At 53.1% G+C, this 24,972-nt stretch carries 25 protein-coding genes and 1 pseudogene; 15 read left to right on the forward strand and 11 right to left on the reverse strand.

All coding sequences use genetic code 11. From position 1 onward, the window contains the following. Window positions 1-435, forward strand: a 435-nt coding sequence (locus tag AC1XDK_RS14835) for a hypothetical protein (protein WP_483350673.1), incomplete at its 5' end; no start/stop codon positions are given. A 104-nt stretch (window positions 436-539) separates the two neighbouring features. Here the strand turns inward: AC1XDK_RS14835 and AC1XDK_RS14840 are convergent. Beyond that, window positions 540-1,727 (reverse strand): CBS domain-containing protein, encoded by a 1,188-nt coding sequence (locus AC1XDK_RS14840; RefSeq protein ID WP_483350675.1) that lies wholly within the window; start codon window positions 1,725-1,727, stop codon window positions 540-542. Window positions 1,728-2,175: 448 nt separating this feature from the next. On the opposite strand from AC1XDK_RS14840, the gene ddfA reads away from it, so the two are divergent. The 4 genes from ddfA (at window position 2,176) to AC1XDK_RS14860 (ending at window position 4,957) form a co-directional block, all read left to right on the forward strand. Continuing rightward, window positions 2,176-2,472 (forward strand): DdfA family disk-determining factor, encoded by a 297-nt coding sequence (gene ddfA / locus AC1XDK_RS14845; RefSeq protein WP_483350676.1) that lies wholly within the window; start codon window positions 2,176-2,178, stop codon window positions 2,470-2,472. Between the two features lie 662 nt (window positions 2,473-3,134). Continuing rightward, window positions 3,135-3,665, forward strand: a complete 531-nt coding sequence (locus tag AC1XDK_RS14850; protein ID WP_483350677.1) for a hypothetical protein — start codon at window positions 3,135-3,137, stop codon at window positions 3,663-3,665. Between the two features lie 218 nt (window positions 3,666-3,883). Then, window positions 3,884-4,441 carry a DUF7342 family protein gene (locus AC1XDK_RS14855; protein WP_483350678.1) on the forward strand — a complete coding sequence of 186 codons (558 nt, stop codon included), beginning with the start codon at window positions 3,884-3,886 and terminating at the stop codon, window positions 4,439-4,441. A gap of 63 nt (window positions 4,442-4,504) precedes the next feature. Next, window positions 4,505-4,957, forward strand: coding sequence for a hypothetical protein (locus tag AC1XDK_RS14860; protein WP_483350679.1), 453 nt, complete (start codon window positions 4,505-4,507; stop codon window positions 4,955-4,957). 264 nt (window positions 4,958-5,221) lie between these two features. Here AC1XDK_RS14860 and AC1XDK_RS14865 read toward each other — a convergent pair whose 3' ends face one another. Beyond that, window positions 5,222-5,815, reverse strand: a complete 594-nt coding sequence (locus AC1XDK_RS14865; protein ID WP_483350680.1) for a hypothetical protein — start codon at window positions 5,813-5,815, stop codon at window positions 5,222-5,224. A gap of 542 nt (window positions 5,816-6,357) precedes the next feature. Here AC1XDK_RS14865 and AC1XDK_RS14870 point away from each other — a divergent pair. The 5 genes from AC1XDK_RS14870 (at window position 6,358) to AC1XDK_RS14890 (ending at window position 8,697) form a co-directional block, all read left to right on the forward strand. Then, window positions 6,358-6,597, forward strand: a complete 240-nt coding sequence (locus AC1XDK_RS14870; RefSeq protein WP_483350681.1) for a helix-turn-helix domain-containing protein — start codon at window positions 6,358-6,360, stop codon at window positions 6,595-6,597. Next, a complete protein-coding gene (locus tag AC1XDK_RS14875; protein WP_483350682.1) occupies window positions 6,594-6,866 on the forward strand; it encodes a type II toxin-antitoxin system HicB family antitoxin in 273 nt (90 codons plus the stop codon). The genes AC1XDK_RS14870 and AC1XDK_RS14875 overlap by 4 nt, the downstream gene beginning before the upstream one ends. 15 nt (window positions 6,867-6,881) lie before the next feature. Continuing rightward, window positions 6,882-7,136: a type II toxin-antitoxin system HicA family toxin gene (locus AC1XDK_RS14880; protein ID WP_483350683.1), complete on the forward strand. Its 255-nt coding sequence runs from the start codon at window positions 6,882-6,884 to the stop codon at window positions 7,134-7,136. A 185-nt stretch (window positions 7,137-7,321) separates the two neighbouring features. After that, the gene (locus AC1XDK_RS14885; RefSeq protein WP_483350684.1) at window positions 7,322-7,702 is read left to right on the forward strand and encodes a DUF1428 domain-containing protein; all 381 of its coding nucleotides are present in this window, start codon (window positions 7,322-7,324) and stop codon (window positions 7,700-7,702) included. 92 nt (window positions 7,703-7,794) lie between these two features. Further along, window positions 7,795-8,697: an aldo/keto reductase gene (locus AC1XDK_RS14890; protein ID WP_483350685.1), complete on the forward strand. Its 903-nt coding sequence runs from the start codon at window positions 7,795-7,797 to the stop codon at window positions 8,695-8,697. A 372-nt stretch (window positions 8,698-9,069) separates the two neighbouring features. Here AC1XDK_RS14890 and AC1XDK_RS14895 read toward each other — a convergent pair whose 3' ends face one another. Then, window positions 9,070-9,435 carry a hypothetical protein gene (locus tag AC1XDK_RS14895; protein WP_483350686.1) on the reverse strand — a complete coding sequence of 122 codons (366 nt, stop codon included), beginning with the start codon at window positions 9,433-9,435 and terminating at the stop codon, window positions 9,070-9,072. Between the two features lie 369 nt (window positions 9,436-9,804). Here AC1XDK_RS14895 and AC1XDK_RS14900 point away from each other — a divergent pair, with 369 nt between their 5' ends. The 4 genes and pseudogenes from AC1XDK_RS14900 (at window position 9,805) to AC1XDK_RS14915 (ending at window position 13,447) form a co-directional block, all read left to right on the forward strand. Continuing rightward, a complete protein-coding gene (locus AC1XDK_RS14900) occupies window positions 9,805-10,251 on the forward strand; it encodes a VOC family protein (protein WP_483350687.1) in 447 nt (148 codons plus the stop codon). 590 nt (window positions 10,252-10,841) lie between these two features. Then, window positions 10,842-12,068 (forward strand): annotated as a pseudogene (locus tag AC1XDK_RS14905) (RNA-guided endonuclease InsQ/TnpB family protein). Window positions 12,069-12,317: 249 nt separating this feature from the next. Further along, window positions 12,318-12,869 carry a winged helix-turn-helix domain-containing protein gene (locus AC1XDK_RS14910; RefSeq protein WP_483350688.1) on the forward strand — a complete coding sequence of 184 codons (552 nt, stop codon included), beginning with the start codon at window positions 12,318-12,320 and terminating at the stop codon, window positions 12,867-12,869. 59 nt (window positions 12,870-12,928) lie between these two features. Next, window positions 12,929-13,447: a hypothetical protein gene (locus tag AC1XDK_RS14915; protein ID WP_483350689.1), complete on the forward strand. Its 519-nt coding sequence runs from the start codon at window positions 12,929-12,931 to the stop codon at window positions 13,445-13,447. A gap of 20 nt (window positions 13,448-13,467) precedes the next feature. On the opposite strand, the gene AC1XDK_RS14920 is transcribed toward AC1XDK_RS14915, so the two are convergent. The 5 genes from AC1XDK_RS14920 to AC1XDK_RS14940 form a co-directional block, all read right to left on the reverse strand. Further along, the gene (locus tag AC1XDK_RS14920; RefSeq protein WP_483350690.1) at window positions 13,468-14,046 is read right to left on the reverse strand and encodes a hypothetical protein; all 579 of its coding nucleotides are present in this window, start codon (window positions 14,044-14,046) and stop codon (window positions 13,468-13,470) included. Between the two features lie 106 nt (window positions 14,047-14,152). After that, window positions 14,153-15,568 carry an ATP-binding protein gene (locus AC1XDK_RS14925; protein WP_483350691.1) on the reverse strand — a complete coding sequence of 472 codons (1,416 nt, stop codon included), beginning with the start codon at window positions 15,566-15,568 and terminating at the stop codon, window positions 14,153-14,155. A gap of 52 nt (window positions 15,569-15,620) precedes the next feature. Next, on the reverse strand, window positions 15,621-17,096 hold the full coding sequence (locus AC1XDK_RS14930; RefSeq protein WP_483350692.1) for a hypothetical protein: 1,476 nt from the start codon (window positions 17,094-17,096) through the stop codon (window positions 15,621-15,623). A 73-nt stretch (window positions 17,097-17,169) separates the two neighbouring features. Then, the gene (locus AC1XDK_RS14935; protein ID WP_483350693.1) at window positions 17,170-19,002 is read right to left on the reverse strand and encodes a DUF8186 domain-containing protein; all 1,833 of its coding nucleotides are present in this window, start codon (window positions 19,000-19,002) and stop codon (window positions 17,170-17,172) included. A 70-nt stretch (window positions 19,003-19,072) separates the two neighbouring features. After that, complete coding sequence (locus tag AC1XDK_RS14940; RefSeq protein WP_483350694.1) at window positions 19,073-19,414, reverse strand: hypothetical protein; 342 nt, start codon at window positions 19,412-19,414, stop codon at window positions 19,073-19,075. A 245-nt stretch (window positions 19,415-19,659) separates the two neighbouring features. On the opposite strand from AC1XDK_RS14940, the gene AC1XDK_RS14945 reads away from it, so the two are divergent. Next, window positions 19,660-20,028, forward strand: a complete 369-nt coding sequence (locus tag AC1XDK_RS14945) for a helix-turn-helix transcriptional regulator (protein WP_483350695.1) — start codon at window positions 19,660-19,662, stop codon at window positions 20,026-20,028. A 196-nt stretch (window positions 20,029-20,224) separates the two neighbouring features. On the opposite strand, the gene AC1XDK_RS14950 is transcribed toward AC1XDK_RS14945, so the two are convergent. The 3 genes from AC1XDK_RS14950 to AC1XDK_RS14960 form a co-directional block, all read right to left on the reverse strand. Continuing rightward, window positions 20,225-21,370, reverse strand: coding sequence for an iron-containing alcohol dehydrogenase family protein (locus AC1XDK_RS14950; RefSeq protein WP_483350696.1), 1,146 nt, complete (start codon window positions 21,368-21,370; stop codon window positions 20,225-20,227). A gap of 242 nt (window positions 21,371-21,612) precedes the next feature. Continuing rightward, a complete protein-coding gene (locus tag AC1XDK_RS14955) occupies window positions 21,613-23,094 on the reverse strand; it encodes a M81 family metallopeptidase (RefSeq protein WP_483350697.1) in 1,482 nt (493 codons plus the stop codon). 2 nt (window positions 23,095-23,096) lie between these two features. Continuing rightward, a complete protein-coding gene (locus tag AC1XDK_RS14960) occupies window positions 23,097-24,539 on the reverse strand; it encodes an aldehyde dehydrogenase family protein (RefSeq protein ID WP_483350698.1) in 1,443 nt (480 codons plus the stop codon). Window positions 24,540-24,972 lie beyond the last annotated feature (433 nt).

A 24,972-nucleotide genomic window follows, 5' to 3' on the forward strand; every position in this document is an offset into this window, starting at 1 on the left:
GCTGAGATGGGTGGACCACTACTCACGAACTGGCGAATTGAATCAATCACGTCAGGGACCGTCACGGGAACAGATACCGAGACTGGTGAAACGCGGGAATGGGATCGAGAACAATTAATACAACGACTCGGTGCTCGTGAATTCAGTGCAGAATTAACGACATTCGACCGTGTGAGCGTGACGAAAGTCGAGGAGTGGTCAGGGAGACATTCTGTTGAGGATATCGAAGAGGTGAAACCGTATGTGATCGCAATTGCGTACGGGAACAACGGAGAGAAGTTCACACAGCTGTATGCTGCAACCGAGTCAGATGACTGGGACTCATTAGAAGTGGTACAAGAGGATACAGCGATCCAGGACTTTAGCGACGAATTACGAAACCGCTTCGACGACGCTGTGAAGAAGACTATCGAGGTCGAACAGCGGTATCATTAAGTTAACCCACATTTCGTTCCTTCGTCTATTGGGTACCGAATATATATTCTATTCATCTTTCTGTTAATTAGATTCAAACCATCAGTAAAATAGCTCAAAGGGTTTTAGCCACCGAGCCACCAGCCGTAGAGTTGCTCTTGCTCCTCCGTATCCGGATGCTTCTTCGATTGGCCGTAGGTCTTGCCTTTGAGGAGTTGGCGTTCAATCGTATTCGCCGCGAGACGGAGTGCGTGGGTGGCGCCGTAGCCCTCCCCATCGGCTGTGAAGTACCCACGGTCGGTGACGAGCCGAATCCGTGCCAGCACCAGCGGCACCCCTCGGCTCTTTTCTTTATGCTCCTGGAGTTCGATACTGGCCTTGATTACACTCATCTCGCCATACTTCGAAGTCACGCTGTCGATCAACGCAGAGACGTCATCGTAGTTCATCTCATTGAGCAAATCGAGACCGAACACCTGCACAGCGCGTCGTTCTTCTTGTTCCCAGGTGAGCGCCTCGATGACGTCCGTCTTTGTGATGATTCCGATTGGCTCGCCCGTCTCGTTCGCCGTGACAACGAGTGAGGAAATTTCTCGATCGAACATCGTTTCGACTACCGTATCGAGTGGTGTGTCTCGCTGAACCGTCGCGACCGCATCGGACATTAAGTTCCGCACCGGCAGATCAAGCATCCGATCAGAAGTACCGTCACGTTCACCGAAGCCGCCGCGGTCACTAAACTCGTCTGACGAACCACCCTGGCTCTTGTTCCCCCCGCGTGTCGTGAATTCGATGACATCGTACAAACTCAGCATTCCTACGAGTTTGTCATCGTCAATGACTGGAAGGTGTGCGATGCGTCCTTCTCGGAGCGTGTTGAGGGCTTTCCCGAGCGTGGTCGTTGGGGATACACTGATGAGCTTTGTCGTGTACGCGTCATCGACGCTCACCGCGTCGAGAAACGGACTCACAGCCTCTAGGACGGCATCTGCAGTCACCACACCGAAAATTCTGTCTTTGTCCAGCACCGGGAGCGTCTTGGCGTTACTCCCGATCATGAGTCGTGCAACTTCACGAACATCCTCGGTTCGATCGACGGTTGGGACATGTTGCACTCGTGAACCAACCTTCGCCGAGGGTTGATTGGACGACGAGGACAGTTGTCGGCGGCTGACGATGCCGCGATACTCGTCACCATCCGTAACGACGACGGCGTTGAGTTCCTGATTCTCGAACGCACCGGCGACCTTTGAAAGCGGTGCCCCGATATCGAACTCGGTGAACTGTGTTGAAACTATCTCAGAGATATTCATTGTATTCTCTATACTAAGAGGGTATGTGGACGGTTATATCTGTCTCATCTTTTGACAACACGAGAGAATCGATTTTGAGAGGGGCTTTAGGGTCTCAGATTACATTCTCGAGATTACCTTGACCGCATCATCCACACTTATCGCCATTGAGATTGGTCGATTGCATTACTATAATAGAGGAGGATTGCAAGAGTCCCCCCATTTTGCAGAAAAGGACGCGCTCCACCGTATTTACTAGGTTACTACCGCCACCTCTCATCGGGAATGCGGTGTGATGCTTTTTGTTGACGTCGCCGAAATGGGAGTTCGAAGAACCTCGTGATTACAACGCTGTAATTAGCACCTTCCGTTTGTGATCTTTTGCCACGGGAGTCGGACTTGAGAAATCGTCTGTCACCCAATTTATCAAATCTGACTTATAAGCATCGCTAGCCAGTCTCTACTTGTTATGAATAACAACGAAACGGAAAATGGTGAATCCCACACCCAAACAACAAACCGTGACTCTTCTCGGCCACTGCCCAGTATTCAGATTATTAACGGTGTTTCGGATGCTGCTGGCTGTTCAGTTAAGGAGCTCGCCCCCCTTTATGAAGTCATCGACCCGGATGCATTGGATCGTCTCTATGCACCAACGTATCATGGGGACATGCGCTCTAGTGGCGAAGTGACCTTCTCATACGCTGGCTACCGGATCGTGGTCGATAGTTCTGGTACTGTCGATTTAACCCCAATCGAATCGTGAAACAAGTACAGACATCCTATCTACTACCACTCAAAGAATGATATCCCACGGTCGGTTTCCTTATGGATGACGAAAGCAGAATAATTCTGACACAAAACTCATGGGCTATCCCTTTGAGACGCCAGGTTACGCTCTCTAAGAGATCTCGAAGTCGAGTTACTACATACTGTTGAATATGACCGAGACTAACTCACCAAGCGAATTAGGAGATCTCAGGCGCTAAGCCCAAGCCCCGTCTTCAAGGAACGAGCAGCGTGAGCGAGTAGGAGGGGATACAACGTCCCCAGGACTATCCGATTTCTGGTGTGCGAACGACAGCTTTGCTCTCGTCAACGCCTGTGGAGACTGCGCTCCCTACAGGAACCATTTCAGATCATACAAAGAGTGCGTGGAAAAGGTGTTCATGCACGGTGGGGCTGGAATCTATTTCGGCAGTCTAAATTTTACAGAAATCCTTGCATGATGAATCGACCTAGTGCATCCTGGTCGGGCAGACCCACCTCATATTGTTGATCGAACCGTCTACGACGAGTCGCGGTTTCATCAAGCAAGTCCACACGATTCGTTGGTGCGATGAACAGAGAACTCGGGTCTCAATCGTCTAAGCGGGCCAGAGACTGGTACACGAAATGTTATTGACCACAACTTCGAAGATATCATGTATGGTCGTCTTCCCGGTTCGTGAGTATACGAGCTATGATGAGTTCGTGCGGGAGTGGTGTGCAGCAACCCTTACCGAAGAAGCGTGTTCACTAGCCGAAGCGCGTGAACGCGGATTGATTGATGAACAAGCCACACGGTTTCGGTGGCAACTACTGGGTGAACTCAACCCCGACGAATTGCTCATCAAGATTCCGAAGTGGCTTGCAGAACAGAAAGTTGGATTCACAGAGGGTGGCACCCCGACGGAGTTTATTGGTCGAATCGAGGATGAGACAGAGAAAGCCATTCTCTTCATCAATTCTACACCAGCCAAGCCGCTCATGAAACGGGCCCACCGCATCCATACGCTCGAAACCAGTCTCAATGAGCAGAACACGGATACTCACGATGCCGAGCAGCGAGCGTGGCTGCAAGATCGACTCACCAAGCAACGCAACCAGTATGCCACCGATCGCACAACGACAGGACTTAGCGAAGAATGGCTGCCCACCTCACAAATCATCCGAGCGGTTCGACGATCGAATCCCTGAGTCATGAACAGGAACGAAGGAATCACCCAGATAACCGCGTTTCTGACGTCTTAGTTGTTCTAGTTGCACAGACGATTCACCGGGCTAAGCGAACTGTAGTTTGCTCTATTCGTGAGTGAGTGATGCAGAGATGTCCAACAAGATAGCGCATCCACTACTGTCTACAATATCTGTGATCCCTCCAAAGATATAATAGACCACACTGCCTATCTATACGTATGACCGACCCAGGCCTCGAATCGTGGACGACGGGACTGACCGCCCGCGAACGCGTCAGAGAAATCGCGACTACACTCACGGAACCACAATCCGTCGAGTGGATTCGAGAGCAAGCGCAGATCTCCTCATGGCAGACGGCAAAGGATGAACTGGAGATGCTCGTGGAGTTTGGGCAGCTACAGACCGTTGCAGGTGACGACGGGAATACAAAGTACGCACCGAACTATCAACTCCGATATTTCCAGGAAGTCACAGAGCTCATCAACAACCACACGCGTGATGAACTTCGCGAGCAGATCGCGGATATTCAAGAAGAGATCGACGAATGGAAAGCTGATTTCGATGTCGACTCACGCGCCACGCTTGAAACCACGCTCACTGACGAGGGCCTCGCGAGCGAGGAAATTCGCCGCCGGAACACGGTGATTCGTCAGTGGGACCGATACGAGGACAACAAACGGCTCCTGAAACACGCCCTCCAGTTGTACGACGATGCGCGCTCGCTCCATCCTGGAACGAACAATTCATCTGATTCATCGCCCCCGGTTTCCCAGTAGTTGCTATCAATGATATTTCTTGCAAATAGAGCAAATCTCGACACGAGAACGCTTCTCACGCGTTTGCACAATACACTCCACACACGAGTTCCCAACGAAAATTCACCAATCGAACGCGTCTGGTACCGTACATCGTCCGGCAACAAGGTCGGTGTCCACGCCCGGATTGATGCACCGACGTTCCTTGGAACCCAATATCCAATCGAGGCGGCAGAACTCCAAGTTTCATTTGACTTCCCATCCACCCATGACTATGATTTCTACAAGATCCAGTGGGTCGAACCAGAGCGACAGCTAATGCTCGGCTGGCACCAAGATGAGACGCATATGGATCTCGGCAAGTGCCATTTCCAAGTCGATTTTGAACGGTCGACAGTCCAACGCGATTCAGCGAACTATCTTGATAGCCATCCACTGAACGTCTTCGACCAGCGGGTGAACCAGCTAGGAGCGATACTTGATGCGCTCATGTGGACGGATAAGACCCCATCTGTTCCAGAGCGGGCAATATACTGATCCAGTTCTGGCGATTTGAGTGAGTATTGGTGGACACACTCGAATATAGGAGCGTTATCCCGTCTCAGTAGATCATCTGTATTAGAAGGAACTAACTCCAATGCAGGATCGGCTACTGACGAGATCTTGACGCGAGTCACCAATCTGAGTCACGACGATCCACCGATCAACGAGCCACAGGAGTCCGAACAGTCCGGGCTGGTGTGTTCACCGCGAAATGGTACCGTACTCCCGAAGTTTCCCCCGAGATGAGGACTAGCTCGCTTAGAGAAAGCGATTGACAATCGTCTCTATACGCCCTTTGATTCCGCTGTCGCCTTGGACTGTGCCGTCATGGTCGATGGTATGCTTGACCCCGTACTTCTCAACCAGCAGCTCCTGGGCGTCTGCATCGTACTCAACAGAGAAGTCATTCTGCTCAAGTCGTTCGATAACCGGTGTGAATTTGTCTGGTGGGCCTGTCTCTTCTCCTATCTCCCCTTGCTTAGTCGTTTCCTCATCTTCTGGCGATGAATTTTCACTGTGGTTGATGGGTGCAAGGCGCGGTTCGGGAAAGCCGTAATGATGGACACCATTCTCACGTACACCCGCAAAGAGGTCGTCAGGGTCTGCTTCTTCCCACTCTAGCCAATATCCATTGAGCGCATTTTTGAACGCAACGATGACTAATTGCGTATCTGCTGGATACTCTGGGTTCGTGTCCGCTGTGGTCTTCGTACCATCATCAGTCGAAAATTTCCAATCTGCAATCGACTGTTCCGGTGGTCTCGCAACGACAACTCCATCGCTCGGATCGTCGTCGTCGGTGTCGATTACGCGATCCCCGACTGATAGTCGTGTCATGCTAAACTTTCCCATAATCCCGCGTAGCGACTGAGGGCCCATAAATCGATTGGCGTGCGAGTTAGTATTTGATACTAACTTGCAACCGACAGCGAGCGCGTCATCTCCATCGACTCACTCACAATCAGGTAGTGTGATCGGAGAACCCCCGATTTGAAGACAGTGAGTGGTCCAAGTGGACGAAGAATGATTTCTCGAGAGTAGTGATCTCCCAATTCCACTGCCGCTTATACTGCCCACAGGAAGTCAATCACCCAAAAACACCGATTTTAGAAAATCTGCCTCGCTGCTGTCGCACGTTCTACTTCGGTTATAGAACTAATCAGTCATCCCGAAACGGGTCGAAATCCCAGAACGCAGACTACTTTTCGCACGATCGTTCAGAGGATCCAACACATTACCGCAGATGTCTCTAACAGGTGGCACGCTCAATATGCACTACGAAGATCTGGTGAGGGACGTGCATTCTCCCGGTCATCTGTTAGTAGTACATACTAACAAGTGCCATCTACTCCGGAGTAGATGGACTTTTCTCTCTAGAGCACGTTCTCTCGAGTATGAGCACAAGCGAACGTGACGAACGCGGGCGCTTTTCCGCGAAGCACACCGACGACGAAGTCGTCGCCGCCGTGCGGAAGCACGAACCAGCAGCCACGAGCGAGGTCGCCGACGAACTGGAGATCAAGCGACCTAGTGCTGACTATCGACTGCGACAGCTCCAAGAGGAGGGCACGGTGACAAGCAAGAAAATCGGCACCTCTCTCGCGTGGAGTCTGACACCGGAGGCTGAACCATGAGTACCGATTCTAGCACCAACCACGAACCGCCGACAGGCACCACAATTACGCTCACTCGCGAAGAAAAGTGGTGGGTCGCAAAGGACGAAGAAACGAGCGTCGTCAGCCAAGGGAAGACGCGCCAAAAGGCACTCAAAAATCTTGATGAGGCACTCCAGGGCTACCACGGCGAGGGCGAACCTCCGAGCGACAAGAATCTCCGCGAGTTGGGGATCGATCCCGAACAAAACACGTCCGGATCTCTCGACGACTCGGAGATCTTCGACTGACTTCTCCTGACGACAATGTCGTATGCGCCGTTTTCTGGGAAGGATGTCGTAAAGGTAATGGTCAACAGCGGAATCTACGAGTGGAAACGCACACGGGGAGACCACGCAATCCTCCGGTGGGAGCCGCCCGAAGGGCACGACTCGGAAGCCCGAACCGTGCCCGTCCCACTCCACGATGAACTCAGCGCGGGCACGCTCCGAAGTATCGCCGATCAGGCCGGCGCGAAGGACTACCAAAAGTTCAAAGCCTGGATCGATAGCAATCGGTAGCCGCCACGCACAGATTTCATTGAGAGTACCGGGGGAGTTCCACTTCCGCTTATGGATTTAACCGGCAGAAGATCAGGTTCATGCTGAATTGAGAGCCTGTATCAAGCAGAGCGATATCTACAACTGAGAGATCTCGGTACGTCGAGAGAAAGTTCAAGCCTTTTCGCGTCCTTTCTACGTAAGTTATGGAACGATATGTCGATGGATATGTCCTCCCGGTTCCAACCGATAACCTCGATGCGTACCGCGAAATGGCCGCCGAAGCTGGAAAGCTCTGGATCAAACACGGTGCCCTCGAGTACTTCGAAGGGGTGGGAGACGACATGGAGCCAGACATGGACGGCATGTCGATGCGGACCTTTCCCCAACTCGCTAAAACCGAAGACGACGAATCGGTCGTGTTCTCATTCGTTGTGTACGAGTCTCGGGAGCACCGTGACGAGGTGAATGCGAAGGTGATGGACGATCCCGCAATGGACCCAGAAAGCTTCGATGAGGAGATGCCTTTCGACGAGAACCGTGTGGTGTACGGTGGCTTCCGCTCCATCGTCAGTTACGAGGAGTAATGCAATGCTATGTGGTAGTTATTGTCACACAGTAGTCAGAGTATCTTGATGATGGACATAGAATTTTGTGACCTCCAGCCAGTATAGGATACATGGAAACTCGACCACTCGGCGACATCGGTCACGACAGTTCGATCCTGACGTTCGGCGCCATCGCACTGAATTTCCTCGAACAAGACGACGCGAATCAAATGGTGGAGGATGTTCTCGATGCAGGCGTCAATCACTTCGACGTCGCTCCTACCTATGGTGACGCCGAAGTGAAACTGGCCCCCAAGCTGAACGAACACCGCGACGAAATCTTTCTCGGATGCAAGACCCAAGAGCGTACCTACTACGGCGCTTGGGGCGAACTCCACAAGTCATTTGAGCGTCTCGACACCGACTACATCGATCTGTATCAGTTCCACGCAGTAACCCGCTATGATGAACTGGACACTATCACAGGCGACTATCAGCCAGAGATGTCTCAAGGCGACCACGATCCCGGCGCACTAGAGGCATTCAAGGAAGCGAAAGAGGAGGGACTTATCGGTCACATCGGCCTGACGAGCCACGGTGATCCGAGCATTATTCGCACCAGTATCAAACGCATCCCCGAACTGGAATCGGTGATGTTTCCGTTCAACTACACACTCGACTCGAAAGAAGGTCCCGAATACAACTACCGATCCGTACTCGAGTTTGCCCAAGAGCGCGGTCTCGGTACCCTCTGCATCAAAGGCTTCGCGAAACAATCATGGCCCGAGGATCTTTCCGAGGACGAGCGTCCCTATGAGACTTGGTATGAACCGTACGATACAAAAGAGGAACTCGTTGACTGCTTCCGCTACGCGCTCTCGCAAGGCATGACCACCATCCCGAGCGCTGGCGATCCGAACCTGGTTGCGGACATTCTTGAAGCAGCGAACGAGTACGAGCCGCTCGACGAAGCAGAACAAGAGCGCCTACGTGAATCTGGACGCGATCACGAATCACCGGTTCCAGCACCCTGAACGCACGGCATCCGGAAATGCGAAAGCGGTATTCTTTGACATTCGATTTGTCTCGAACTCCCTAGCTAGTAGCAGCTAGTAACTGGGTCAATCACTTTTTTGGGGGAGTATATGTGATGTAACCGATTGCGGTATCCAACAATAGCAATAGAACGCGGCAAGTTGAGCGTGAAGAAGGGAATCAGAGATGCGTTTTCATTACGAACTGCGCACAGATTGATTCGGGAGTCCCGGGGTTAATCTACTTTCACTTATTTAGTCAATAATAGCTAATTTGTGTTTGCCGTTGTTGTGTATTCTACGTAGGAGTCTGTCCGGGAGAATTCATTGAAGTCACATACAACATCGCCGATATCCAAGTCTATGACGGCTTCACATTGGTTCAGTTCTACGTCCACGTCGGGCCACTCCAAGGCCGACTGCTAACACCACCACGACGCTTACGTGGTATGCAATATCTGGGACCGTACGTGGGCCAATGCCGATGATGATCGTGAAGATTCCGACGAGCGTTCCCAGTACTGCGAATGTTTGGACGATTATGGCGGTTGTAAACATTGAACGTGAATGGAGCCAGGTCATCACTAAGCCACCGAGAAGAACCGTCCCGATTACACTCTCGGCAATCATCGCCTCGTGATGTTCATAGCCACTGATGAGCACTCCCGCGTGAATCATTGCGGCAAGGAAGAATGATGCAGTCTCAACTCCTAGCAATACGCGCATGAGTCGTCTCATCGGGATTCCCTCGCTACTTCGGACTTTGTTGCGAAATCGTGTTCCTCTGTAATTCGACTCATTCTTTGATACTCCAGCAGGTGATTTCATGAACTAGAGGACGATAGCAGCCACGAAGACTATTTACTCGAACATGTTCGAACGAATCTTGAGGGTATGACGGCTCGTCTGTAGAGGTGATGGTTCCAACGTCATGCTCGAAACGACCCACATCCTGTAGTATAGAACACGCAAAGGCAAAACAGAGTACAGAGAGCGGTCGATTCATGGAACGAGGTCCGCCTCGCTTTGTCGTCTTCGGGTTCGGTGTCGTGCTTGGACTCGTCGTTGCGAATAAATTAGCAAATACAGGAGGGGTTTGAGCGGACTATGACGATCGAACGAATGGACAACGTCCTCATCGTGGTCGAGGACCTCGAAGCTGCGAAGGCATTTTTTGCGGAGCTCGGCATGGAACTGGAGGGCGAGACGCGCGTCGAGGGAGAGTGGGCGGACCACGTCGTGGGGCTCGAGAACGTCCAGAGCGACATCGCCACGATGCGGATCCCCGATGGCCACGGCCGCGTCGAGCTCTCGAAATTCATCACACCCGAGGCCACCCGCGACGGATCCGAGGAACCGGCGGTGAACGCCCTGGGAATCCGCCGCATCATGTTCACCGTCGACGATGTCGACGAAGTCCTCAACCGTCTCCGCTCACACGGCGCCGAACTCGTGGGCGAAGTCGCTCAGTACGAAGACGTGTACCGCCTCTGCTATGTACGCGGCCCCGAAGGCATCATCGTCGGGTTGGCCGAGGAGCTCGACGGAGCCTAGTGGGTTGCCCCCTGTTTTTCACCGAAACGCAAGGAGATCGCCTTGGCGTCGCACTCGGCCGCACGCATCGTAGCATCATCGACCATTCCAACGATATCCGCTGCGCTGCGATCCGGTGTCGCTCATTCCCGCCGCTACTCCCTTATCAGGTACGGTGTGATTCGAGACTCTCGAATATCTTTTTCCCCCTTCGTGTCGCGAGTTCTGACGGTGGGGCAACGCGATACGCGAGTTCGGTTCGGTGCTGCTCATCGGACGGTGAGTCGTCACGAAGAGTCGCGACCAACATTCCATCAGACGAGCGCAAGAGAATGCCGTCTTCGGTGACTGACGACCGCAATCCCTTCAATGACTGTTCAATGAGTTCTTGGGCTTCTGCTGGCTCGATTGTGAGGCGCACGGTGTCAAATTCTGGCCGATCGCGAGTCGTTGCTGTCATGGTTTGTTTTCATCAAAATGCAAGGCGGATACCCCGAGGCTTGACCTCGGGGAGGAAGCCGACACTTGATGACACAAACGACGTTTGATGGCAATCCCGACTCCCCAACCCAATATATGGGTTTAAGTATCTCTACTCATACTAATGAAGTATGGAAGTTGTTCGGAACATCCAAGTCAAACTCGACGTTCCTGAGAACGCACACAGCGTTCTTGATGAGACGTTCGAGCAGTTCCGACATGCGGCCCAACACGTCGCTGACCACGGATGGGACGACAACCCCTACAACATCACGGACACCAAAAATACGCTCCACGACGAGACGTACTCCGATGTTCGTGAGAAACTCTCCCTGCAATCCAGTCTCGTTCAAAGTGCCCGCAACCTCGCGGCGACGGCACTCGGAAACTGCAAAGACCGAATCATCGAAGAGGGTGAGAAAGCGAGTAAACCTGAGTTCCGGGGAAGCACCGTCGTGTACAACGGACGAACCATCACATACAGCGACGACCATGTATCCCTCGCCACCACCGACAAGCGCGTGACTGCTGAATACGTCAGGCCGGTCAACGAGGACGGGACACCGTTCGAGAATTACTGGACGGACGAATGGGAGAAACGCGAAGCAACGCTCCACAAGCGCGATGGCACGTACTACCTCCACGTTGCCGTGAAGAAAAACGTTGAACCTGATTCTTGCGACGAAGAACCCGAGAACGGAGTGGTTCTCGGCGTCGATTTGAACGTGGATGGATACTTAGCCGTCACCAGCACGGGAGCGTTCTTCGGTAATGCGGACTACCTCAATCACCGCCGCGACCAGTATGAGCGTCGTCGCGGGAACCTACAATAGACAGGCACTCGCTCCGCTCACCTCACAATCAAGAGCATCGGGTCACGGTTCGCCCGGTGGAGTGCAGACTACTTGCATCGCGTCTCCAAAGCACTCGTCCGTGAGGCCGTCGAAAACGATTGCACGGCTATCGCGTTCGAGAACCTGAAACACATCCGCAAACGTATCTCGAACGCCAGCAAGTTCCAACAATGGGCGTTCAAGGAACTCCAACGCCACGTCGAATACAAGGCTGAAGAACACGGTATCGACGTGGACGATGTTGCTCCAGCGTACACATCTCAGCGATGTAGTCACGGCGAATGTGGGTTCACGCACGAGGATAATCGCGATGGTGATGAGTTCGAGTGTCTGAAGTGCGGGAAGGAGTTGCATAGCGATTACAACGCCGCTCGGAACGTCGGGTGGCGCCTTGTTCAGCACTGGCTCAAGTCTGGTGCTGAACGAGCCACCAGTCAACTGGCTCTGAAGACAGGGACGTTGAACGCGAATGGTCGGTTTCGACCTACTGCATTACGCAGTTAGAGCGGGAGTCTACTGACAAGCCTCGGGGTCAAGCCCCGAGGCAGTTGACCGGGCTAGGTGTTTGTAAACCCATCTTTGATCAATTCGTTGTGGGATCGGGAACGAGAAGCTGGCGGCTACCTTGCTGGTTGCTGTGATCTTGGCCTGAACGTACTGTTGCTTCGGTGACTGTGTGATACGCCAGTAGTTATCGAGATAGACTATTTTATCTGCAGAAAGATTATTACACGTGAGGTCGAAGAAGTACTGATGACGGATTCATCGTCGAATTCAGAAACGAGCACAGATCCGTCCTATGTCCAGCGGTGGAAAGAACAGACGACGGGCTTCGATCGAGTGCGATCAGTAGCGTTCGCACTCCAAGAGCCACGGACAGCAGGCTGGATCGCCGACGAAGCATACGTTTCGGAACCCACGACTCGAAACCATTTGAGCCGACTCGTCGATCTCGGGATTCTCGTTACGGACGATACGAGTAACGGGCGAACTTACTATCCAGATCCGATTTACTCGCGATTGACCGCGCTCCGTGAGCTCGTGAATGAGAACTCAGCGGCCGAACTTGCTGAACAAGCCGCTGCGATACAGCGCGATATCGAAGCGTGGAAACATGAATACGAGGTCGGTGACCCGTCGAGCCTCCGAGCAACCGTCGCTGGTGAAGAGCTTATTGCTGAAGAAGCCCGTACTCGTCTCCGGCGAGCAGACGATTGGGCATCTGCGAAGTATCATCTCTCCCTGCTCCGAGATGCCATTGATCACTATGACACCTACACTGCTCGCCCCTCTGCCTCGGCATGACTGATTCGTCTGAATGGTCGGGTCTGCCGACTCACCATCGATCAGACCGAGGCATAGCAGTGAGTGAATCATTGTTGTGTCTTCGGCCGGATGGTGGATCACACAACCCGGATGAGGCAGCTGAGAAACGTCACCGCATCCTTCGAGCGCTGCGAGAACAACTCGACCGGCATCCGGCGATTACAAATGCACACGGCATTCCAGAGGGGTACTACGCCGAAGTGCGGGCAGAGGTTGAGCCTCGGTATTTTGGACGCGACGCGGACAACGCAACGTTCCGGGTGACATGGCACCCGACCCCGACGTTTCCACCAGGAACTGGCCTCGAAGACCGCGAACGCACGTCGCTAACTTCCAACTTCACCTTCCATTACAGCGAATCATCGGGGTTTGATTGTGGGTGGCATCTCGAACCAAATCCGCATGTCTGCGGTCATCTCCACTTCCAAGAACGGGAGTCACCGGACGAAAACTACGTCTATGACGAGTTCACGCTTACCGCAACCTCGGCCGTTGGAGTTCTCTGGGAAGTATTGGACGCTCTCGAAACCCGACTACGGGAGAAAGAGAATCCGTAGAAAAGACGATCCTGCTGAACTTAGAGAAAGCGATTTACAATCGTCTCGATCCGCCCTTTGATTCCACTCTCGCCCTGGACTGTTCCATCATGGTCGATGGTATGCTCGACCCCATACTTCTCAACCAGCAGCTCCTGGGAGTCTGCATTGTACGTAACAGAGAAGCCATTCTGCTCAAGACGCTCGATAACTGGCGTGAACTTGTCCGGTAGTTTCGCTTTTTGCTCGGTCGGCTCTGCAGCCGTATTCGTTTCACTTTCATTCTCGTCGGTGGGTGCTAATCGCGGTTCGGGAAACCCATACCGATGGACGCCATTGTCTTCTACACCGTCAAATAACTCGTCTGGCTCGACGTTTTGCCATCCCTCCCAATAGCCGTTCAGATCAGAGCGGAACGAGATGATGACTAATTGCGTGTCGGCTGGATATTCTGGATTCGTGTCGGCAGTTGTCATGGATCCGTCGCTGGTCGAAAACTCCCAATCCTCAATTGTCTGCTCAGGTGGTCTCGCAATGACAATCCCCACGTTTGGATCATCGTCTTTGATGTCGATCACGCGATCCCCCACCGACAACCGTGTCATGCCAGAGTTACTCATACGGTCGAATACCGACTGAGGCTCTATAAATCGATGGGTACGTCGATTAGTATAAGATACTAACTTATGAACAAGAGCGGACAGACCCCATTGTGTCTGTGATTTCCTAAGTCGTCTTCGAATCTGGGAATGATTCGGCGAGGTCATCATACGTGATTGCTTGGGCATCCCGTTCAGCAGCTTTCATTGCAGCATCATCGACAATCCCGACGATATCCGCACTACTGAGCTCGATAGATAGCTCGGCGAGCTCCTCATACTCCTCTTGATCGAGTTCGGTCGGGAGCGTTTGCAATCGCACTTTGAAGATTTTCTCCCGTGCCTCCTTGTCGGGCAGACCCACCTCGTACTGCTGATCAAAGCGACCACGACGAGTCGCAGCTTCATCGAGCAAGTCCGCACGATTCGTTGCTGCAATAAGCAGAAAGCTCGGGTCTTCATCGTCTAAGTGCGCCAGAAACTCGTTGACGACTTGGGCGTGCTCCCGGTGAAGGTCGTTCCCACGACCGGCAAGGAGTGCGTCAATCTCGTCGACGAAGATCACACAGCGCTCGAATTGCTCGGCCTCATTGAACAACTGATTGACTTGCTCAGTGGACTCGTTCACCCACCGGCTTTTGATATCGCCAGCGCTCAGCTCGAGGTATGGATGGCCGAGTTCGCCAGCAATGGCCCGAGCGAAATGCGTTTTCCCAGTGCCAGGTGGGCCATGCAGGAGGATGCCGTTTGGTGGCGAGACGTTGAACCGTTCATAGGCGGCATCGGTGTGTGAGAGCGGGCGAAGAACCGATCGCATTATATTGCGTTTGAGGTCATCCATGCCACCGACATCGCGAAACGTCGTGGGGGGTGCTGACTCCCAGTTAAATGTGAGCTCCGATGGAGATGGACCGCTTGTCTCTCTAGCCTCGTTATTAGGATTCTTAGTAGAAGACTGATCCTTTTGAGAGTCGGTTTCGACGTGCTGATCGAGTCTTTTCTGCGTTGGTTGTTTTTGTTGACTCGTCGCTGAATCTGTTGAGCTCTTTCCTTGATCAAGGTGGGCAAGCCCCATTATCTGGGCTGGAATGCATGCTAGCCAACTTAGAATCATTAGCCACGAATTATCAGGCATCGGTGCAACTCGAAACGGTTGTAAGATAGCTGCAAATTCGGGGGAAACATGGTTCCAAAGCGGAAGAAACCAAACTCCAGTAAGTGGAATTAGCCCGATGATCGCTCCTGAAAACCACCCTGGATACATGCTCTCTTTTTCTATCCGAGCTAAATACCTTAGAACCTCATAGAATACAGCTGTGATGAGGGGAGGCAAGAACCACATGGCTAATAAGCTTAGAATTGCCGAAATGAGTCCACCAAGAAATATCGAAAGTTCCCTACCGGTTAGGAATATCCCTATCGGGACAAATAGATAGCACAGTGACGCTACGATCGTTGTGACTGCAACTATGATCAAATTCTTCGAGCCGTAGCCCGAATTCTCTTGAGTTCTTGTGGACGTGATGTTTTCTTGATCGTCCATAGTCCGTATTATAATCCTCTTCGATTACCCAAATATATTCTGTTAACAGGTGTCATCTTGATCGAGAGTTGTTGGTCGATGAGTCGGTCCATTCCCCTAATGTCTGCTGTTTTGAGCCAATCCCATCCTGGGATTCATTAATGATTGGGTTTTCCCGATAGTGTTCCAAACCTGCTTCTGCCCAATCAAGAGGGGACCGGTCGAGATTTCGCAATGTGAAATTCGTTCCCGAGCGGGCGTCTTTAGCTGCACGTTTACCGCCTTTCTTCGTGTAATGTGCTCCTCTTTTCCCGGCTCTACTTGCGTCTTCGACAATTGTTCCTTCAGCTTTTGACCCAAGGCCATCTTTTATTCCACTACTAGCTGAAGTGGCTCTATTTACGCTACTGTTGACTCTCTCACCTACTTTTCCACCAGTAGTCCGCTGATCAACGGAATTCATTCCTCTCCGGACTTTACTTCCACCAAACCGAGCCTGCTTCATGATACTCGCACGGCTCGACTCTTGTGACCCGCCTGCTGATGCCGACGACCGACTTCCAGATGTCCGCTTCCGCCGACTGCGTATCCGACCAGGGACAAAACCGGAGGACATGGCTGTTTTCAACCCATAGACGGCAGGTGCGACCAAGCCAATCAGCCAGAAAAGGAATGACTCGAGCACATCATTGAACGAACCAGGATCTGACCCTGCAGTGGCTGCTGCCTGTGTAGCTGTGCCAGATCCAGTAGCACCGATCGCAGCAGCGCCAACATACATGAGGGCAGCCATGAAGATCCCTGCGAGAAACAGCGAGAGCGTCGCGTTGATGAACATCTTCGCCGCTTTCGCCGAATCCTCGAACGGTCCGAAGTCGAGATAGAGCATCACTGCCAGAATCGGTAGCGTCACAAACATCGCCACGAAGAGGAACTCCCGAATCACCAGCATCGCAAACAACAGGAGAATCCCAGCAATCGAAGTGACACTCAAAATCACCATGCCGACTGCGACGACACCTGCTGAAGCGGCTGCACCCTCCATTCCGGTTTTGAGCACTTGCGTCCCGAATGCGCCATAGCTCTCGGGGGAAATGTAGGCGATGACGGCGTTCACGAGCAACAGGCCGAAATGCATGAGCTGGCGACCAACGGCAACGAAAATAATCGCCTTGAGCGCCTTCCAAACCAGGATGACACTATCCACGTCGGCTTTCTTTGAAAAGGGCTGTGAGGCAAAGCCAGCCATCACCACGACCACCAGCAATTGGGGGAAGATACCCAACAGGTGGTCAAACGCCTGGAGGTACTGCGGATCGGTATAGGGGCTATCAAAGACCAGGAAGGTGTACACACCACCGGACATCAACAGCCCAACAAAGCCCATCAGCTTCGTCATCAACCAGGTGAACAGATCCGCGATCCACCCGGTGAATCCAGCGGCAAGAGCGAACGACATCATCTCTGCGGGGAGATGGCTGACGTCGGCCACGAGGTTGGGAACACTGTGAACGATGGTTGTGCCATGTGATTGGAGGGTGGGGATCATTGGGTGTCAAAAAGATGGTGTTTGCTTGTATATCAGTACCATCTCGTAAAAATATTTTCTTAGATATTCTGAATTATTGTCGACGGAGATAGTGAAATGGAAGATAGAATAGCACGAATGCGATGACAGCCACGAACCCCTTACTCAGTGCCATCAGTGCGCTGTAGATGTTGAACGGTGTCGGCGCAAATCGAATCTGATTGTGCGATGAGGCGTAGTAGAGTCCTCGTGAATCGTTGGCGACACCGCGAAACGTCGCTTCGACCGCACTCTCATCACGCGTGACGACAGCAACACCATCACTGTTGGTGGTGACACGGCCCTTAATGGCTCCGTGGAGATAGATCGATTGGTTAGTGATCGGGCTCCCAGTCTGGGCGTCAGTGAGATCGATCTGAACGCGTTTCTTACCCTGCTTCGTGAGTGTGAGCGAAACTGGGCGTTCAGAGACAGTTTTCGTTTTCAGTGGGATCGCATCGCCATGAATGTCGTAGAGCGTGGTGAGTGGCTGATCGACGTTCGTAATAACCACACGAGTGGACGCTCGTGGCGGAACCGACGAGAGGTTGACGGTCGGCTTGAGCGGTGCAGCCTTTGGAGCGAGCGGAACGGTGCGAACGCGACTAACAGTTGCCATCGACGCTGCCTGTGAGGCTGTGCGAGCAATCGCTGGCTTGCTTCGAATGGCGATCAGCTGTTTTTCGAGCACGTCTGGTGGCGGGACTGTTCTCTGTGAAGTGGTGATGGGTGGTGAAGAGCGATTGACTGACCTGTTGAGCGGGATTGACGGCTGTGATGTATTGAGTGAGAGCGTCGTGTTAGGGCGCTGGGTGCCGATCGTTGCATTTCGGTACCGATGCTGGGAGTAGACGCCCCAGACATTTTCAAGGCGCATCTGCCCTGATTTGAACGACGCATAACTCCAGTGTCGACGAGTGGTGAATGTTGTTGGTCCATCTAGGTGGAGAACAATCCGTTTGAGTTTGCCGTTGTCAGTGACGAGGGTTTGTGTTGCGTTGAGCTGCTGGTTCGGTGTGATCACGACGGGTGCTGCATCGCGGACGGTATGCGAAAGGAGAGTGGTATTTGAGGTCACATTCGTTCGCTCCCAACCAGAACTTGTCCGGATATAGACGGTCTTATGAATGGCCAGCTGTGTTGTGATCGTTCCTCGAACGACCATTGTCGTTCGGCCGGTCGCCTGTGCGTTCGTGTATATGAGCGGCCGCGATGCTCTGGCTTCGTCTGTGGTTTCCTCGGAAGCCCATCTTTGTGAGCCAATTCTGAGTGACCGATTGATAGACTGGCTCGTGAGAGAATAGTTGATGCAGGTCTTGGTACCATTCGTGACTGTACAGGTCTGATTTGGAATCGCCGTCGAGTAATCGAGCGAGGCGAGAATAGACCCGTTTCGGGGAAGCAAGAAGAGATTTTGTGATGATGTGTTCGGTCGTCCCAGACGGGTTTGGGTTCCGTTCTGCGTCCCGAGAATCGTCACATGCGCATTTGTGACGACAGTTCCGTTCGTACGATTCGAATCAGGAAACCACACGCTCGTCGAGCGATTGTGCGGAAGGTTCTGGAGGTTGGTGCGACGGTACTCGGCAAGCGTCTGATTGTGATGCCCGACTTTGTGGGACGGCTGGGACGTTGCATATGTGAAATCACGAGCCCGGCTGGCATTTGCTGCCGAGATATTCGGGGACTGGAGAACCGTACGGAGGTCTGGCTGAATGAACGGTGGTAGTGCACCGATGGTGGGGTCTGGGTCATCAGAGACGAAGACGTCAGTGGCGTTCGCGAATCGGTTGGTGCTGACGCCAGTTGCAAATGAACTGAGTAGCAGAAGCAGGACAACGAGTCCAAGAATGAGTGGCCGAAGACGTGTGTCCGAGAGTGGTGACATTCGTAGGGAAAGCGTGTCTAGGGCGATGGTCAGCCGATGGTATACAGGAGACTGGACGAGCGCACCGTCGTTAGAAGAACGGTGGGACGATCATCCCCGGAGCGAGATTTTCGAAGAGCGTGACGAACACATTATAGCTGACCGAGAGCACGATCATGCCAGCGCCACCCCAGAGGGCACGCCAGCCCCACTGTGTGCGACTCGCGTTCCGCCCGGAGACAAACCACAGCGCTGCACCGACGAGGAAAACGATAACTCCAATCTGGCCCAGTGTGGTGGCGACAAACTGTTCGATCTCACTGAGCGAGTTGTTGATCTCGCTTTGTTGAGCAGCGGCAATACCAGTACTGACACCGAACGCGAGCAGGGCAGTGGCCAGAGACGTAATTCGATGGCGGGATGGGTAGTGCATACACGATTTCATTCTTTTCCCCGTGATAAAAACTTTAGCCCTTATGAATAATATACTGAATTTTAGCTGTCGTAGGGGAGCAATCTGGGATCATTTTAAAGATGGGTTCGGACAATCAAGATAGTCGATACTCATCTTCTCCCAGCAAAGACGAGCATTGATCCCGTATTCTTCCACGTGTTTCGCATTGATTATTCACTATATATTATAGTAGGATTTAAGTAGCGAAGATTAGTCACTCCAGTATGACTAATTCAGAATCCGACCAAGGCGACTCTGCTGACAGACATGAGAATGAATCCGGTCTTGATTTTGCTTCGTATAATCTCCCAACCGATCTCACCGCCTTTCAGGCACACCTCTTGTGTCTTATCTACCGCTTAGGACCAGCCGAGGGCGTTGATTTGCAGGAAGCCTTGGAAGACCTCTATCCTGAGCCGATCAATCACGGCCGATTGTATCCCGGCCTCGATCGACTCGTTGAGAAAGGGCTGATCTCGAAGCAGACGAAAGCAAGCGATAAGCGACGGAATGCGTATGCGACTGTCGGTCGTGGCGACTGGGCGGTCGAAGAGTATCATCGATTCATGCACGATATTGTGATGTCGGAGTAGCCATAAAAGATAGAACTTGATTCAGGGCCGCTAAGGAGACAGTTTGGCAAAAAAGAGGTGAACCAACTGAATGTCAATAGTCAATGAGGCGACAGCACACAAATCAGCTCATGACCAAATATTGACAGTCAAACCAGAACCGCGACCGCCAGTAACTCCGGGGTGTACTGTTTATCAGATCTACGTAATTACGGATTCAGAGGCGGGATTCATACTCGAATTCACCGTTGAACGCCCGTTCAAGGATGCGTTCCATGTCGTCCTGATCCGTAATACGTGGATTGCCAGTGAGACTTCCGTCATTGAGTGCTTGCTCGGCTAGTTTTGGAATCGCTTCGCGCTCTGCCGCCGTGGCGTCTAACGTCTCGGGAATTCGAACCGAGTTGCCGAGTTCACGTACTGCCCGAACAGCCTTGTAGGCCTCCAATTGCGTCTGGCGGTCGATGGACTCACCGAGAGCCTCGGTAATAGTGCAGAACTCCTCGGGTACCTGTGGCAGGTTGTATTCCATTACGTACGGAAGAAGGATCGCATTGACCAATCCGTGTGGGACACCGAACTGGCCGCCGACTTGATGAGAGAGTGCATGCACCGCACCCAGCCCAGCACCGTTGAACGCCATACCTGCCTGCATGCTCGCTCTCGCCATCGCCGTTAGTGCGGCTGGATCGCCGTTACGATACTCAACAGCACGGGTAAGATTCTCGCCGACCTTTTCGATCGAGTCGAGCGCGAGTGCAGAGGTCTGACTTTGCGCCTTAATTGAGACATATGCCTCGATTGCGTGCGTCAACACGTCCATCCCGGTCGCGGCTTTCACCGGCGGTGGAGCGCTCGCTGTCAGATCTGGGTCGATGAGTGCAAGGTCTGCGAGAAGTTTCACGTCCCCAATCTCTTCTTTGATGTTGGTCTCGGAATCCTTCACGATACACCAATGGCCAACCTCACTCCCAGTTCCGGATGTTGTCGGAATGTAGATACTCGGTGGGGGTGCCTTGTGGACATTTCCGCTGCCCTTGAAATCGAGAATATGACCGTCATTTGCTACGACGATCGACATGGATTTCGCGGTGTCCAGCGATGACCCACCACCGATCCCAATGACGAGATCTGCGCTAGCGTCGTCGTAAGCGTCCGCTGCCTCGTGAACGACAGTATCTGTCGGATCGGGTCGAACGCCGTCGAAGATCGCATACTCCTTTCCAGCCGACTCGATCGAATTGAGGACTGGATCGAGGACACCTGCTTCGCGAACACCCTCGTCGGTTACAAGAAGTGCTCGTTCCGCGTCGAACTGTTCAACATATGAGCCAACCTCGTCTGATGCTCCACGTCCGAACACTACCCTGTTCGGCACGTTCCATTCGGTCAATCCTTGGTTCATTGTTATTGCTTTGTTTTCCGTGATTATCGCGAGTGCATGACCGTCACTGGGTTCCGAGTTCCGGTTCTATGAGAGATAGTACCAGTATTTAATCCATACCTGTTACGCCCCACACCTATGAGTATTTAAGTGAAGTCCTCCCCGATGGAATTGGCGAATCCTCTCCATGTAGAGGTAGAATGAAAGCTGTGAGAGCTCACCTAAGCATCTTCGTCGAGTGGGTACAGCGGACGAGGGATGTGATCGTACTCAAAGCGTGACAGATCCGGCGAACAAAGCCCGGGTGCGACCACCTCACGAATCGTCTCAACTAGCGGTTCGAAACCGGCACGGTAGTGAACCGTGCTCTTGAGGACGATCACATTTACTTGCTTTAGTTGGAGGTCGTGTGATCGGAACACTTCCGGATCATATGGCTGCTGTCGGTGTGATCCGACGATAATCTCGACGCCATCGCACTCGAGGACGGCCGTCTGTCCGAACGTCACCTCGAGACCTGTCGACATTGGGCCTTTGTTCCGGTACGTTCCATCAGAGATGTTCTGGACGGTGGCTTCTATTTCAATCGGATTGCCGTTGTCTTCGATGTGACCACCCAATTCGACGGTGACTCGTTCGCCGACACTCGCTTTGGCCACCGCATCGACTACCGTCGGATCGATAAGTGTCGCAACTGCAACATCCTCGACGTCTGCATTGAGCAATGCTTCGAGGAGGACAGTTCCATCTTGTGCGCTCCCGCCCCCCGGATTATCTGCGATGTCGGCAAGAAGTAGCGGTTGGTCGTGATCTTCGTCCGCCCATATCGACGCCTCGGCCGCCGCATCCTCGACAGTAATATACGACCGATCGAACTCGTGGCGTCGCTCATACGCCGACGTAGCCAGCTGTGTGCACATTTCGCGCGTTTCCTCGATGCGTTCCGCATCAGAGACTCCTACAATGCTGAATCCTGCCTCTGGAACGTCGGCATACGCGAACCCGCCGAAAACCGAGATATCCGGAATATGGTCGTCTTCAGCATCGTTTGCGTCAGTTAGGAGAGATTGCATTGGCTCAATCTCAGTTCGTAATGGAGGGAGGGGTGGAAGGAGTGGTGCCCGCTCGACGACAACTCGTGGATTTATCTCGCCAGCGAACGTCGATGCAAGCACTCGAGCCGCCTCCTCGCCAGTCTCGCCAATATCGACATGTGGGTAGGTATCGTAGCCGAACAACCCGTCAGCGTTCGCAGCCATCCGTTCGGTGACGTTCGCGTGAAGGTCGAGGGTTGCCAAGATAGGAATGTCTCCCGCAACCTTACGAACGCGCTCCAGAATTGCACCGTCACCATCTCGTTCATTCTCACTCACCATTGAACCGTGAAGTCCGAGCAAGACGCCATCCGGATTGGATCGCTCGATCTCATCGACGAGCTGCGTGAGGAATGAATCGAGTGCCTCGGTAGTCACGATCCCACCGGGCGTCGCGTTCGCCGCCACGGTGGGAACGACGTCCCACCCGTGGTCGTCGGCGACTCGGATAAACCCGCCAATGTCGGTATTTGTTCCTCGAAATTCGGGGATGATATCGTCGCCGAAGAACAACGAGGTATTTACAAATGCTTCATAATCGGTGGTGAGCGACGAGAACGTGTTCGTCTCGTGCTTGATTCGACCGACGACCACCGTCTTCGTGGACATCGTCAGAAGGGATCCTCCATTTCGTTGTGTTCGATGACGACGCTGTCTACTGTCGTGAACGCCTCAACGCCCTCGTAGCCACCTTCCCGTCCAAGACCGCTTTCTTTATTTCCACCCCACGGGCTCTGGGGCATTGACACGGGGAACGTGTTGACCGTGACGAGACCGTGATCGAGTAGATCGGCAATGCGGGTCGCATGCAATCTGTCAGTCCAGACGGACGCCGCCAGCGCATACGGCGAGTCATTTGCTATCTCAACGGCTTCAGTGATTGACTCGACGCTCAGTATTGAGAGCACCGGGCCGAATATCTCCTCGCACGCGATTTGCATGGGCGGTGTGACGTCGTCAAATACAGTCGGTTCGACAAAGTGACCATCCTGTAGATTTGGATTATCTGGGATATCGCCGCCGGTCCGAAGGGTCGCTCCGTCCTCTTGAGCCGTTTCGACGTAACTGAGGATCTCATCCTGCGCTTGTGCCGAAATAACTGGCCCCATATCAGTCGCCGAATCGAATCCAGAACCGAGAGTGATCCGTTCTGCTTTTTCGACCACTAGGTCAGTGAACTCCTTTTTCACGTCCTCGTGGACGAGGGCACGTGAGGTGGCGACGCAGTTCTGTCCGGCATTCGAGAAAATCCCCTGTGCGACGCCACGTGCTGCGTTTTCAATGTCCGTATCAGGGAGGACGATCGCCGGTGCCTTCCCTCCGAGCTCAAGGTCGACCGGCGTGATATTCGCTGCCGCCGCCTCCAGCACCTGCTGACCGACTCTGGTCGACCCAGTAAAGGTGATCGCATCGACACTAGAGTGATCGCTCAGGGTTGCTCCGATCTCACTTCCTGGCCCAGGGACGATGTTTACGACGCCAGCGGGAAACTCCTCGACAAGGAACTTCCCGTACCACATCGTGGATAGTGGTGCCTGGCTCGGCGGTTTCGCAACAACTGTGTTCCCCGTCACAAGCGCGGCCGCAATTCCCCGTGACCCCAGGAGGAGTGGGTAGTTCCATGGGATGATGTGTGCCGTGACGCCGTACGGGACACGTTTCGTGTAGTTGAAGCGATTCGTCGGTGTCGGAACAGTGTCTCCCCGAATTTTGTCCGCGATGCCCGCATAAAAGCGGAATTGCTGGGCAGTCTCCATAACCTCACCCTCCGCCGTAGCGAGACATTTTCCAGTCTCTGCGACGAGGAGTTCGCTGAGTTCGTCCTGATTCGCTTCGATACGCTCTGCGACGGTGAGCAACGCTTGTTCCCGCCGGTTAGGACTGCTTTCTGCCCACTTTTTCTGTGCGTCCGCCGCCGCCTCAACTGCGTCGATCGCATCCGTACGTGTCCCGATTGAGACAGTACCGACGGTTTCACCCGTGGCAGGGTTTTCAATGCTGGATTCCTCCCCGTCTCTGGGCTCACCCGCGATTTGCATATCAAATGAGTGCATGTCACTCATATTCCCCGTATTCCGCCTAAGCGTTACTCGGTTGATGTGGGATTGTTTATAACCATTGAACGGTGCCCGAAGTTGGTCACACTCATGGCGCTAATGAGATCGCAATCCCTGGCGATACGATAATGTCACAAGAGGGTGATCCGACGCTCTTTATTTCTCTTGGCTCTCGATAGCGATCTCCAATATACTCGTCTGGGCCGCTACTCAGGGGCAGACTGGATCTGCAAAAAGGTCAATAGGCAATTGCCAGACACCAATGTGAACCGCCTTGGAGCTTGACCCTGAGGCACTCACTCTACTCCGCCTATAGATTCCGACCGAAAGGCGAGCAGTAACGAGCCCTCGACAAGTCCGTACTGATTTGCATAACATGCGAGAACGTGTAGCATGAGGAAACCCTTGATGGCGTATGCGATCATCGGGA

The sequence above is a fragment of the Haladaptatus sp. HS23 genome (assembly GCF_056892285.1).

Coding starts and splice junctions, on each gene's coding strand:
- AC1XDK_RS14840 (WP_483350675.1), bottom strand. CDS start 1,727: ATGAATATCTCTGAGATAGTTTCAACACAGTTCACCGAGTTCGATATC.
- ddfA (WP_483350676.1), top strand. CDS start 2,176: ATGAATAACAACGAAACGGAAAATGGTGAATCCCACACCCAAACAACA.
- AC1XDK_RS14850 (WP_483350677.1), top strand. CDS start 3,135: ATGGTCGTCTTCCCGGTTCGTGAGTATACGAGCTATGATGAGTTCGTG.
- AC1XDK_RS14855 (WP_483350678.1), top strand. CDS start 3,884: ATGACCGACCCAGGCCTCGAATCGTGGACGACGGGACTGACCGCCCGC.
- AC1XDK_RS14865 (WP_483350680.1), bottom strand. CDS start 5,815: ATGGGAAAGTTTAGCATGACACGACTATCAGTCGGGGATCGCGTAATC.
- AC1XDK_RS14870 (WP_483350681.1), top strand. CDS start 6,358: ATGAGCACAAGCGAACGTGACGAACGCGGGCGCTTTTCCGCGAAGCAC.
- AC1XDK_RS14875 (WP_483350682.1), top strand. CDS start 6,594: ATGAGTACCGATTCTAGCACCAACCACGAACCGCCGACAGGCACCACA.
- AC1XDK_RS14880 (WP_483350683.1), top strand. CDS start 6,882: ATGTCGTATGCGCCGTTTTCTGGGAAGGATGTCGTAAAGGTAATGGTC.
- AC1XDK_RS14885 (WP_483350684.1), top strand. CDS start 7,322: ATGGAACGATATGTCGATGGATATGTCCTCCCGGTTCCAACCGATAAC.
- AC1XDK_RS14890 (WP_483350685.1), top strand. CDS start 7,795: ATGGAAACTCGACCACTCGGCGACATCGGTCACGACAGTTCGATCCTG.
- AC1XDK_RS14895 (WP_483350686.1), bottom strand. CDS start 9,435: ATGAGACGACTCATGCGCGTATTGCTAGGAGTTGAGACTGCATCATTC.
- AC1XDK_RS14900 (WP_483350687.1), top strand. CDS start 9,805: ATGACGATCGAACGAATGGACAACGTCCTCATCGTGGTCGAGGACCTC.
- AC1XDK_RS14910 (WP_483350688.1), top strand. CDS start 12,318: ATGACGGATTCATCGTCGAATTCAGAAACGAGCACAGATCCGTCCTAT.
- AC1XDK_RS14920 (WP_483350690.1), bottom strand. CDS start 14,046: ATGAGTAACTCTGGCATGACACGGTTGTCGGTGGGGGATCGCGTGATC.
- AC1XDK_RS14925 (WP_483350691.1), bottom strand. CDS start 15,568: ATGGACGATCAAGAAAACATCACGTCCACAAGAACTCAAGAGAATTCG.
- AC1XDK_RS14930 (WP_483350692.1), bottom strand. CDS start 17,096: ATGATCCCCACCCTCCAATCACATGGCACAACCATCGTTCACAGTGTT.
- AC1XDK_RS14935 (WP_483350693.1), bottom strand. CDS start 19,002: ATGTCACCACTCTCGGACACACGTCTTCGGCCACTCATTCTTGGACTC.
- AC1XDK_RS14940 (WP_483350694.1), bottom strand. CDS start 19,414: ATGCACTACCCATCCCGCCATCGAATTACGTCTCTGGCCACTGCCCTG.
- AC1XDK_RS14945 (WP_483350695.1), top strand. CDS start 19,660: ATGACTAATTCAGAATCCGACCAAGGCGACTCTGCTGACAGACATGAG.
- AC1XDK_RS14955 (WP_483350697.1), bottom strand. CDS start 23,094: ATGTCCACGAAGACGGTGGTCGTCGGTCGAATCAAGCACGAGACGAAC.
- AC1XDK_RS14960 (WP_483350698.1), bottom strand. CDS start 24,539: ATGCACTCATTTGATATGCAAATCGCGGGTGAGCCCAGAGACGGGGAG.